This window comes from Desulfopila sp. IMCC35006 (assembly GCF_005116645.1).
In the GTDB taxonomy this organism is placed as follows: domain Bacteria; phylum Desulfobacterota; class Desulfobulbia; order Desulfobulbales; family Desulfocapsaceae; genus Desulforhopalus_A.
Window position 1 is genome coordinate 247,485 of record NZ_SWCM01000005.1, and the last position, 11,946, is coordinate 259,430.

The window sequence follows — 11,946 nt, forward strand, 5'->3', positions numbered from 1 at the left end:
ATGATGGACGAACGTTTTGCGACCGGGAATTCCCTGCTGCACAAAAGAGATCCCAAGGTAAAAGTCATAGTTGCTGCCGCATATATAACTGTTGCCGCCATATCCAATAGTTTTGCGGTCGTCTCTCTGGCTCTTGCCTTGGCCTTTTTGCTGCTGCTTTTGAGCCGGCTGGACCTGCGTCAGGTCGGCAAACGTCTGTTGGCTGCCAACACCTTTACCCTTTTCCTCTGGCTCACCCTGCCTCTGACCTACGGCGGGGAAGAGTTGACCCGGCTGGGTGCTTTCTCCCTCAGCGTTGAGGGCATACGCCTGGCGGCTCTCATCAGCCTGAAAACCAACTGCATCGTGCTCAGCCTGATCACGCTGCTCGGCACATCACGAATCGCCAGCCTCGGCCATGCCCTGGAAGGACTGCATGTCTCCAGGCGTCTTTGTTTTATGCTGCTTTTTTCCTATCGTTATATCTTTGTCATCTACCAGGAATACCAGAAATTAAAACGTGCAGCCGGGATGCGCTGCTTTGTGCCGGCAACCAATATTCACACCTACCGAACCTATGGATACCTGTTTGGCATGACGCTGGTGAGAAGCTGGAACCGGGCCACCCGGGTGCATCAGGCCATGCTGCTGCGCGGCTTTAATGGACGGCTTATTCCCCTCGAACAGCGGACTGTTGCCAGCAATGATATTGTTTTTCTCGTTATCGGCCTGGCCATTACGGCTACAGTAGCGTCGATACCTTTTTTCTATAGATGACTGCTCACTTCATACCTCTGCCATAATTCCCGGTCTATTAGCTTGCCGATACCCTCCGTCCTGTGGTAATTGTCCAGGTAACTTACTCGTTCTTTCTCTTAACAAAGGATTTTACCATGAAGGTTGGAATCATCGGCCTGCCCCAAACAGGCAAAAAGACCCTTTTCCAGGTACTGACCGGCAGTGAATTAAGAGAACAGGCCGGTCCCGCCAAACCTATTCCGGGTACAGCTGAAATACGAGACCCTCGCTTTGACCGGCTGGTATCCATGTATAGCCCGAACAAACAGGCCAGGGCGCGTATTGACCTCGTATTATTACCGAAAATGGAACAGGAGAACATCGCCAAGGGGGACATCTTCAAAGAGATCGACGACGTCGATGCCCTGTGCCATGTGATCCGGGCCTTTGAAGACGATTCGGTGTACCACGCGGAAGGCTCTGTCGACCCCTTCCGAGATGCGGATATGGTAAATGGCGAGCTGATCATGCATGATCAGATCTTTGTCGAAAAACGCATTGCCCGTATTGAAACGGCCCTGAAAAAGATCAAGGACGAGAAGCAGGCCATTGAACTGGACCTGATGCGCAGGCTGCTGGCCCATCTGGAGGAGGAGAAACCGCTTCGACTTATGGCATTCAATGAAGACGAAGAACTGCTCCTCCGCAGCTACCCTCTTATTACCCGAAAAGAATTGATCCTCGCCTTCAATGTGGCGGAAGATCAGCTGGGAGACACAACGCTTCTTGAAAAAATGGCCGGGCAGTGCCGACAAAATAAGATGGAAGCGATGATTGTCTGCGCCCAGGTGGAGTCAGAGATTGTGCTGCTGGATTCAGAAGCAGAAAAAACGGAGTTCCTGCAGGATTTAGGGATCGACGAACCGGCCCTTGGCATTATGACCCGCCTTTGCCTGAAAGCGCTCGGGCTTATCTCTTTTTTCACCGTCGGTAAAGATGAAGTCAGGCAATGGCTGGTGCGAAAAAACTCCCCGGCCCCGGTCGCCGCAGGAGTGATCCATTCCGACCTGCAGCGCGGCTTTATCCGCGCGGAAGTGATGAAATACGATGAGCTGATGGAATACGGCAGCGAAGCGGAATTGAAAAAGGCCGGCAAGATGTACCTGCAGGGCAAAGACTATATCGTCACCGACGGCGATATTTTAAATATCCGCTTCAAGGTGTGAGAACCCGTAGATGGTTGCATTTCTGAATGACTACGTAATATGAGAAACAAATGATTGAGCTTCGCGACATCAGCTATACCTTCGCCCAGGCGAAAGACCCCGTGCTGCACCACCTTACTTTTGCGGTACACGATAAGCGGATCGGCATTATCGGTCCCAACGGCTGCGGCAAGACCACTCTTTTTCATCTTATGGTCGGCTTGCTCAAACCTGACGAAGGAGAACTCCTGTTTAACGGGAAAAAAGTCTCCACCAAAGAGGAGTTGCGCGCTCTGCGCAAAGAAGTCGGCTTTTTATTCCAGAGTTCTGACGACCAGCTCTTTTCGCCCACGGTCATCGAAGATGTCGCCTTCGGCCCTCTGAACCTGGGGTTTTCCCCTAAAGAGGCCAGAGATGTCGCCATGAAAACTTTGGCCGATCTCGGTCTTACCGGCTTTGAAGACCGCATTACCCATCGTCTTTCCGGTGGAGAGAAAAAACTGGTCGCTCTTGCCACCATCCTCGCCATGCGGCCCAAAATACTGCTGCTCGACGAACCGACCAACAACCTTGATCCGAAAACCCGCAGTCATCTTATCGAAATCCTCCTGGGGCTGGATCTGCATCAGATTATCATCTCCCATGACTGGGACTTTCTCAGCCATACCACTTCAATCCTGTATAAGATCGATCATGGTCATATACATCGGTGTGAAGAAAATCACGTCCATGTCCATCGCCATCTGCATATAGCCGGTGATCATCCGCACCAGCATGATCCGTTATAGGGAGCGCAATTGCCTGCTCAGTCAGTCTGCACCGTTTGAGTCACCCCCCTCCGGGGCAAGAGCCGTTGTTGTCGCCCGCCAGTTCATCCGCCCCGATTTGCAGTCCCGTTTTTTCAGGACCGATAAAAAAAATGAAGTGTCCTGATGTTCCAGGCATTGCCATGGATTTTCTGATATCTTTCATTGACCCCGAACCACCATACGCAACCAGAAGTATATTAAAATTAATATTTCGGCTATAATATCATCGTTTGGTGTATGCGAAAATAATGCACTGTATGCAATCCATGCACCTCAACATTTTATGATTTTTCCCGCAAATCCAAGCGGATATTCAGCCTGCACGCACGTACCCGACATTGGCATTCTGCCCACCTGCCGATCTTCTTTTTACGAGCAGGAAAATGGGGTTTGGCTATGAGCAAAGCATCAAAAGACCCAAATTTTGACAGACCGCAAAATCTGCCGGCAGGCATCCTCGACGCCATGCACGAACCTGCGGCTGTTATGGATGAGAATCTGTGCATTCAGAGAGCCGGGCTTTCCTTTTGCCATGTTCTGGGCCGCTCCCTGAAAGAAACAGAAGGCCATACACTCTCCGAATTGGGCATGGGCCCAACCGAAGTCGAAAAGCTGCAGGCGATGCTCGCTCTGGTTCTCAATCCAAAAGCCAGGACGGCGCAACAAAGAGCGCAAACAAGAATTGAGCTTTCCAGTTGTAGAAAAATATGCATCAGTGCCAGGTTAATTGACCGGCAGCCGGAAGCTTCACCGCTTATTCTTCTCACCATTTCAGACTACTCTGACGGGGCCGAGGGTACAGCTTCCCCGCAAGACGGCTGGCATCTTTTCCGAAATTTGGCGGATGCGGCATTCGATGGCATCGCCATAACGCAGGACGGCATGTTTGTCGATCTGAGCGACCGGTTGGCCGCAATGCTTGGATACCAGCGCGACGACCTGATCGGAACACCTTTTTTGGACTGTGTGGCTTCTGAGCATCGTGGACATCTGACCGGTTTCATGGCGCACAGTGAAGATGACCTGTATCAGAGCCTGATGCGGCATGTTGACGGAACGGTCTTTCCCGTTGAGATCCGGCCGCTATTGACGGAAATCGATGGTCGCAAAACCTGTATCCTGGCAATCCGGGACACCTCCGAACGCAAACAGTACCAAAAAGCGCTGGAACTGACCCAGTTTACCATCGATCATGCCTCCATCGGCTGCACCTGGATCGGCAAGGACGGACGTTTTTTCTACGTGAACGACCAGGAATGTCGTTCTCTTGGCTACGACCGGCAAGAACTCCTGCAGATGTCGGTTATGGATATCGACCCCAATTTCGACAGCAGAGTGTGGGCTGATTACTGGACCTTACTGCTTCGAGAGAAAGTCCGCACCTTTGAAACCATCCATCGGCACAAGGATGGCACCTCTTTTCCGGTCGAGATCCAGGCCAACTACGTGAAATTTCACGGCAGGCAATACAGCTGTGCCTTCATCACCGATATTTCCGAACGCAGAAAGATTGAGCTGCAGTTAGAGCTCACCCAGTTCGCCATCGACCGCGCATCATTTTCGTGTTTCTGGATGGAACCGGAAGGCCGATTCTTCTATGTCAACGACAAGGCCTGCCAGTCCCTTGGCTATTCTCGCCAGGAACTGCTGGAAAAATATGGCTATGATATCGATCCCGATTTCACCCCGGAAATGTGCCTCAAATGTTGGCAGGACATTGTTGATCAACGTGTGGTCACTTTTGAAACCAGGCATCAACACAAAAACGGTACGATCTTTCCGGTCAAAATCACCGCCAACTATGTTAATTTTGGCGGTAAAGAGTACAGCTGCCTGTTTGCCCGCGATATCACCGAAAGTAAACGCGCAGAAGAGGAATTGCGCCTGTTCCAGTTCTCTATCGACCGGGCTTCGGAAGCGATTTTCTGGATGAACCGCGAGGGTGGCTTTGCCTATGTGAACGACCAGGCCTGCCGTTCCCTGCATTACTCCCGAGAGGAATTGCTGAGCATGCGCCTGTGGGATATTGACCCTGCTTTTCCTGCAAAACGCTGGAGCAGGCATTGGCAGGAGATGGGGACGGTTGGATACCGAATCATTGAAACCACCCATCGGCGCAGGGACGGAGTGGTCTTTCCAGTCGAAGTTTCTATCAACCATATCCGCTTTGGCGACCGGGAACACCATGTGGCCTTTGTCCGCGACATCACTGAACGTAAACAGGCGGAGGAGGAAAGATTGAAGCTCGAATCTCAGCTTTTCCAATCCCAGAAGCTGGAATCCATCGGACGCCTGGCCGGCGGCGTGGCCCATGACTTCAACAATATGCTCGGAGTTATTCTGGGCTACGCGGAATTGATGAAATTGAACTTAATCGACGGGGATCCGCTGCGAAGCGATCTCATGCAGATAGAAAAAGCAGCTCTGCACTCAAAAGATATTACCGCCCAGCTCCTGGCGTTTTCACGCAAACAAGTCATCTCGCCCAAAATTGTCGATTTAAACACCCTGGTCATCACCCTGCAAAAAACTCTGGCCCGATTGATCGGGGAGGATGTTGAGCTGCAGTTTTTTCCGGCAGAGACTCTCTGGAAAATCAGCTTCGACCCTACGCAGACAGAGCAGATACTCATCAACCTGGCGGCGAATGCTCGAGATGCCATGCCTAACGGTGGCAAGCTCACCATCAAAACTGCCAATATACATCTCGACAAAAACTTCTGCCGGAACCATGTCGATTTTATCCCCGGCGACTTTGTCCAGCTGTCGTTGAGCGACAACGGGCTCGGCATGGACAAGGATACGCTAAGCCATGTTTTCGAACCTTTTTTCACCACCAAGGAGGTTGGAAAAGGAACCGGCCTCGGGTTGGCCACCGTTTACGGTATCGTCAAACAGGGTGGTGGCTTAATCAACGTGTACAGTAAACCGGCACAGGGAACCACCTTCAACATTTACTTTCCCAGAACAACCGAGGAGGGACAGGTCGAGACGGAAAGCAGCGAAGCGCCGGCAGATGTCGGCACAGAAACGGTGCTGCTGGTGGAGGACGACAATATGGTGCGAGACATGACCCGGGCAATGCTCGAGGAGATCGGCTATGACGTCCTGTCTGTTGCAACCCCCCAGGAAGCTCTTACTCTTCTCCAGGACGACAGCACATCCATTCAACTTCTCATGACCGACGTGGTCATGCCGAAAATAAACGGAAAAGAACTGCATGACCGTGCTGTCACCATCCGGCCGAATATCAAGACCCTTTTCATGTCCGGATACACTGCCAACGTGATCGTGCAGCATGGTATGCTGGACGAGGGTATTCATTTCATCCAGAAACCCTTCAGTTTAAACAATCTTGCCCGCAAAATCCGCAATGCGCTCCTGTAACATCCTCCCCCGCCCCGCCCTGAGGCGGCCGAGGGGCACACTAAAACCCGCTTTCCCGAACAATAACGGCGGCGGTTCGTTTAATGCCCTCCCACAACAGGCTGTAGCGGCGCCCTTCTATCGTGGTTTGGCCCCGCGTCTCATGATTTTCCCGCAGGGGCCGGGCGAGCTCCAGGCGCACGCGATAGACGGCATCGGCGGGGACCGACTGCCGTTCACCAGCCTGGGTGGCGATCGGCCCGCCATGCTGGGCATCGAGCATGACATGGGACAGCTTCCTGCTCTGGCTCTGGTCGATATCGATGATCCTGGCATCGATTGAAGCCCAGCTTTTTTCCGGACGAAAGCGGGCCCTGGCCCCCGGCAAAAGCCGTTCCACCTGCCGCTGTCCCACATAGGCATCGACAATCCACGCAGACGGATCAATCAGAATACCCACCTGGTCCCTGGTGCTGACCCAGCTGCCGACCCGGAGCGTCGGGTCGACATCCAGCCAGATCCCATCGAATTCAGCTGCTGCACTGAGCCGTTTTTCTTCTTCACGGGTGGCTGTTGCCTCCGCCATCTGTTCGGTCAGCTGCTCACTGGTAACTCGGCGCAGATCAAGGCCCAGGCTGTCGGCGCTCACCCCTTTCAACCGCTGATTGAGTGCATCGATCGAGGCGGCGATCCGAACGCTGCGTGCCTGCAGATCCGGGGCGTCAAACAGCGCCAGCTGGGTTCCCGACGCTACCTGGCCCGGCTTGTGCAGCTGAACAACGCGAGCTGGAAAAGGACTGTAGACATTCTGCTGGTATTTCGGATGGGCGATACCAGGCGCGGTGATGTCAAAGGCCCAGGGGCAGGCAAGGAGCAGCAATATAAGTATTCCCAGGCCCAGCATCAGGCAGCGGCGGTTGATCTTGATGTCGCGCCAGCGCCGCCGCCAGACCAGGAATTCGTTTAAGAACGGGCGGACGATAAACCAGCTCACCTCAACGGCAAAAAGAAAAAGCCCCAGGACCTTGAAGAAAAACAGGTAGACCATCACGGCGATGCCCAGAAAAACCACCAGGCGATAGATCCAGGTCAAAAGGGCAAAGGCAATCAGACCCCTGCGCATCAAAAGCGTGACTTCCTCCGGGTCCGGTTCATCCCAGCCGAGCAGTGTCCGGCGCAGCCATGCCCGACAAAGCGCCCCGGCACGTTCATGCAGGTTGGGAAAATCGAGAAGGTCGGAGAGGATGAAGTACCCGTCAAAACGCATGAAAGGGCTGGCATTCAGGGCAAGAGACAGCACCCAGCCGGTAGTCGCCAGATAGAGCGCGGCCTGCCGCATCGGTCCGTCATCCAGGAGCGCCCAGGCCAGCGTGGCCAGTCCGGCTATGGCTATTTCGACGGCAAGACCGGCCATTGAAATAGCCAGTCGCTGGCGGGAAGAGCGAAGCTTCCATGATTCACTGGTATCGGTATAGAGCATCGGCCAGAGCACAACCAGGGCAAACCCCATATGGGCTACCCGGACACCGAAATGGGTTGCGACCAGGGCGTGCCCCAACTCATGAAAAATTTTCGAGAGGGCCAGTGCCAGGATAAATCCGCCGATACCGGCGGGCGTCAGGATATCCATGACTCCGTGGGTGAACTGGTCCCATTGCCGCGCAACGAGCAGAAGACCGAGAAGTGTGGCGATGACAATGAGAATGCGGCCGACCGGAGAAATGACCGGACGAAACCAGGGCAAGGCCCTCGCCAGCCAGCGATCCGGCCTGACCAGCGGAACCCGGATAAAAAGATAGTGATGCAGCCACCAGCGCCAGTGTTTCCATCCCGGCTGGTTCCCCTCTGCGGCCAGGCGGGCGATCCCTTCTGCCGTTGGCCGCACCAGATGGTGCTGTTCCAGAAAATGACCAAAAGCGACAACCTGTTCGGGCTCAACGGACATGGGGGTGGCCATGGCGATGGCATCGGCGATCTGGGTCGGATTGCCCGGCCAGCGCCGCAGGCACTCGAACTCCAGCCAGCCGATGCGGAAAAAACGATTGGTCACCGGATCCTGGATGGACCAGGCCGGTGAACCATCCCTGTCCGGAGCCGCCTGGTGCAGGCGCAGGTCCTGCCGCAGAGGCGGCAGGATCATTTCGGCGCCAGTTACCACCCGCTCCACTCCCTCACCCTGGCCAGCGGCCGGCGCAGCAGGTAATAGCCTAAGGCAACCCGGTCGCCATAGATTTTAGCGGTGCCGCGCAGACCGATACGGGCCTGTTCATTGGTGTTGGTAAAAGCGGCCCTGAGCCGGTAGCCGGCGACGCCGGTTGGTGAAAGCACTGCCTGAAAACTGGTCTCGGTGATTGTGGCGTCCAGGGGTGATAACGGTAACACTGTCAGGAAAAGCTTTACCGGGTCGCCAATATCTAGAGATACGGCATCGGCCACCGGCAAATGAATGAGAATGCCCGGCTTTTTCGGATCGGCAAGAAGCATAATTCGTTCGCCGGTGGACACCGGACGACCGAGCCAGTCATCGGGGTCGCCGAAGATGGCAACGCCGTCATGGCCGGCGACCACGTCGATCCGATTCAGCTGCGCCTGCACTGCCGCCAGTTCCGCCCGTTTTTCAAAAGTGCGGCCGCTTAACATGGCCAGATCGCTTTTACTCTGCAGATTGTCAAAGGATTTATTGGTGGTCGCCAGCAATTCGGCATCGGCGACGGCCACCGACTGCTGGGCGACCTCCAGCCGGTTGCGCAGGGTGGTATCATCTAAAGAGAACAGCTTTTCCCCGGCCTTGACCGGCTGGTTCGGGCGAACGTGAATGGTTTTGACCACGCCGTCAAGAGGAGAGGCCACGGTTGTTGCATCGAGGGCAATGACTTCAGCGGGGGCCATTGCCGTCTGGTGAATCGGCAGGAGCATCAAGGCCGCAACAGCCAGAACAGCCAGCCATCGTCTGCCGGAGCTGAGGGTACGCAGGCGGTCAAACCATGGTTTATTGTTGGTTTTCTGGAGCATTTCCCAGCAGTAGCTCCAGGTAAGAGAGACATGCAGGATGTTCTTTGCCTGCTGCTCGGTGGGCGGATTATCCAGCAGAAAGCAGGCCCAGCCCAGTGTTTCTCCGGTCCGTTTGCGCAAAGGGAGAGCAAAAACCCCTGCCGGCCACCATTCCCGCCAGCCCGCCATAATTTCCGGAGGCATGGCTGCATCATCGGCCACCGGCTGGTACCAGCCGGGCTGGTGGCCGAATTGCTCCTGCAGCCAGGGCCAGACCCGGCACAGCCAGATCAGATAGGGGCTGTCTTCCGTCACATGGGCCAAACCGGAAACAGTCTGCAATCGACTGGCTGCCTTATCGCCGTCAAACACCAGGGCCTGGCGAAACGCAAGCAGATCGTAGCTGTCATTGGCGATGGAGAAGCCCAGTTCGGCCAGATTGCCCGCGGCGCGGGCACGCGCTTCAAGTGCGCTGACCAGATTGGTTAAAGATGAATCCTGAGTATGTTCCATGACAATGCGATTATCTTATGGGCCGGGCTTGATGCGGGCAATACCCGTCATGCCGGCGAGCAATTCGCCTGGTTGACCAACGATAGCGGCTTCCAGTTCAATTGTCTGGGCTACTGCGTCGACGCGCGCATTGATGGCGGTAACCCTGGCCGGGTATGTTTTGCCTGTTTCGTAAATATCCACCTCGAAATCTGTGCCGATATGCAGGCTCCGAAGCAGTTTGGAGGGGACATTCAAACGGATCTTCAACGGGCCGTCGTTGACCATCTCGACCAGCGGCATACCACTGCTCACTCCCTGATAGGGTTTGACGTATATTTTGACTATTCGACCGGAAAAAGGGGCGGCAACAGTGCATTGCGAGAGCTGGGCACGGGACAGGCCGACTGCCGCCTTGGCCCGGTTCGCCGCAGCCGCCGCCAGGGCGACCTCTAGGTCGCCTGCCGCCTCCAGCTGGCGCAGCTGTTTCTTGGCCGCAAGCGTCTCCCGGGCGGAAGCGAATTCGGCTTCAGCCATGCTTAGTTTGGCGTCGCCTTCCCGGCAGTCGAAAGATACGAGTGGACTCCCTTTACTGACGGCCTTGCCAAGGGATGCATTGAGGGCCACTATCGATCCAGCCATTTGCGCGACAAGAGTCGTTTCAATTTCAGGGCTGAGCAGGATGCGGATGGCATTGGGGTCTACTTGCTCAACCGGGCCGGCCGTATTGGCACCCGAGAATTCCTGGGCAGTCCGGGCTGACACCGGAACAGCGGTGAGAATGGCCATCAGAAAGAGTGTTCTAAAGAAGGAAGATAAGGTCATTTCTCAGTTTTAAAGATTATTGATTGCCATTCGGCCATCGTCGTTTTCATGCTGTGAGCCAGCGTCTCAACGTCGTTGCTGTCGATTGTTTCGGGCAGTACATCGAGGCCGATTGAATTGTAGAGTCGCCCCCAGGCGGCCTGGACGTTAGAGTATGCGGCATAGCGTTGATATTCGGTCAGCAGCGCACGGGCCTCGGAGCGGATCACTTCCAGTTCGGAGTCGAATTGGGCCCGGGCAGCGGAGCGGGCGTATTGCAGCAGACTTCTGTCGACGCGCAGACTTTCATCGGCAAATTCCAGCTCCGCCAGGGCCAGACCATACCGCTGCACCCCGACGCGCACCTGGGTCAATACCGCCATTGACAGAGCCATTCGGCGAAAATCATCTGTTTTATTCTGGTTCTCCAGAGATTGTGATAAAGCCGGCCACTGTGCCAGTTTGACGATATTCCAGGAGAGCCTCGCCCCGATATTGGCCCATGAGCTGTTATAGTTGTACTTGTTGGAATCGTAGTTGAGACCTGACTCGAGACTGAGGTTCGGCCAGAGCAAAATTTTTGCCGCCTTGATGTCATTGGCGGTCACGCGTTTACGATACCACTCCTCCATGATCTCCGGCCTTTTTTCCTGGGCGATGCGTTCAAGTTCCGCGAAATTATCGGGCACAGGCGGCAGAGGTTCTTCTTTTTCTTCTGCCAGGGTGTATGCGGTTCCCGGAGGGACCGACATCAGGGCAGTCAGTTCCGCCCGGGCCAGATCGAGATCCTGCCGCCTGAGCGTCAGCAGGTTGACCGCATCAAGAAGTGCACGTTGATAAGAAAGCACCTGCAATTTCGGCATCAACCCTTTTTTCTCCACCTGTCTGGCTCTGGCGAGGGCCTTGTTGACCCGGACCAGCAGAGCGTCAACCTGGCCAAGCAGTTTTTGCGCCCCGAGGGCACGCCAGTAACTGTTGCGGACATCCTGCAGCACATTCTGGGCCACCTTGCGTCGGCGTTCGTCCGCCATCAGGATCTGATCGGCTTTCTGCTGAGCCCGATAGTAGGAGACCCCGAAATCGAGGACATTCCAGGAAAAAGTCAGGTTGGCCAGGGTTCGCTCCCGCTCCTCCGAGGTAGAGGGCCGCAGGGACTGGATACCATCTTCAATGCCGACCGAGCTGCCCCCGGAATCGTTGCTGCGATTCACATATCCCGCTCCGGCAAGGACCCTGGGCAGCATTTCATAGGCGGCAACGTCGTTGAGGTTTTGCGCCAGGGCCTGTTCCATCAGTTTGAGCTTATAGTCAAGATTGTACTTCAGGGCTCGGGCGCTCGCTTCATAAAAGGAGATCGGCCCGGTCACCGGTTCCTGGTCGGCATACATTACCTGGCGATCCAGGGCGACCCGTTCTTTTATCTCGCTTAAGGTATACGGTGTCGGCTTAACGGTACAACTGGCCAGCGATAAGGAAATACTGCAGAGGACCAGCAATCGCAGGGAAAAAACAGAAACCGAGTGCCGGGCCAGAACGGATCGGTCAGGTAAAGTCATCATAAG

At 55.1% G+C, this 11,946-nt stretch carries 9 protein-coding genes; 4 read left to right on the top strand and 5 right to left on the bottom strand.

Features of this window, described 5'->3' with window-relative positions; translation table 11 throughout:
* From cbiQ to FCL47_RS11070, 3 genes are all read left to right on the top strand, one after another.
* Positions 1 to 756, top strand: coding sequence for a cobalt ECF transporter T component CbiQ (gene cbiQ / locus FCL47_RS11060; protein ID WP_136813559.1), 756 nt, complete (start codon positions 1 to 3; stop codon positions 754 to 756).
* Between the two features lie 116 nt (positions 757 to 872).
* Complete coding sequence (locus tag FCL47_RS11065; RefSeq protein WP_136813560.1) at positions 873 to 1,943, top strand: DUF933 domain-containing protein; 1,071 nt, start codon at positions 873 to 875, stop codon at positions 1,941 to 1,943.
* A gap of 50 nt (positions 1,944 to 1,993) precedes the next feature.
* Positions 1,994 to 2,710, top strand: coding sequence for an energy-coupling factor ABC transporter ATP-binding protein (locus tag FCL47_RS11070; RefSeq protein ID WP_136813561.1), 717 nt, complete (start codon positions 1,994 to 1,996; stop codon positions 2,708 to 2,710).
* A gap of 40 nt (positions 2,711 to 2,750) precedes the next feature.
* On the opposite strand, the gene FCL47_RS24385 is transcribed toward FCL47_RS11070, so the two are convergent.
* On the bottom strand, positions 2,751 to 2,894 hold the full coding sequence (locus tag FCL47_RS24385; RefSeq protein WP_153306366.1) for a hypothetical protein: 144 nt from the start codon (positions 2,892 to 2,894) through the stop codon (positions 2,751 to 2,753).
* A 233-nt stretch (positions 2,895 to 3,127) separates the two neighbouring features.
* On the opposite strand from FCL47_RS24385, the gene FCL47_RS11075 reads away from it, so the two are divergent.
* On the top strand, positions 3,128 to 6,118 hold the full coding sequence (locus tag FCL47_RS11075; protein WP_136813562.1) for a PAS domain S-box protein: 2,991 nt from the start codon (positions 3,128 to 3,130) through the stop codon (positions 6,116 to 6,118).
* 40 nt (positions 6,119 to 6,158) lie between these two features.
* On the opposite strand, the gene FCL47_RS11080 is transcribed toward FCL47_RS11075, so the two are convergent.
* Genes FCL47_RS11080 through FCL47_RS11095 form a run of 4 tightly spaced genes read right to left on the bottom strand, consistent with a single transcriptional unit; the run spans position 6,159 to position 11,943 of the window.
* Positions 6,159 to 8,255, bottom strand: coding sequence for a site-2 protease family protein (locus tag FCL47_RS11080; RefSeq protein WP_136813563.1), 2,097 nt, complete (start codon positions 8,253 to 8,255; stop codon positions 6,159 to 6,161).
* Positions 8,249 to 9,601: an efflux RND transporter periplasmic adaptor subunit gene (locus FCL47_RS11085; RefSeq protein WP_136813564.1), complete on the bottom strand. Its 1,353-nt coding sequence runs from the start codon at positions 9,599 to 9,601 to the stop codon at positions 8,249 to 8,251. The genes FCL47_RS11080 and FCL47_RS11085 overlap by 7 nt, the downstream gene beginning before the upstream one ends.
* Before the next feature lie 15 nt (positions 9,602 to 9,616).
* Positions 9,617 to 10,369 carry an efflux RND transporter periplasmic adaptor subunit gene (locus tag FCL47_RS11090; protein WP_205747287.1) on the bottom strand — a complete coding sequence of 251 codons (753 nt, stop codon included), beginning with the start codon at positions 10,367 to 10,369 and terminating at the stop codon, positions 9,617 to 9,619.
* Positions 10,370 to 10,401: 32 nt separating this feature from the next.
* The gene (locus FCL47_RS11095; RefSeq protein ID WP_136813566.1) at positions 10,402 to 11,943 is read right to left on the bottom strand and encodes a TolC family protein; all 1,542 of its coding nucleotides are present in this window, start codon (positions 11,941 to 11,943) and stop codon (positions 10,402 to 10,404) included.
* Between the last annotated feature and the right edge of the window lie 3 nt (positions 11,944 to 11,946).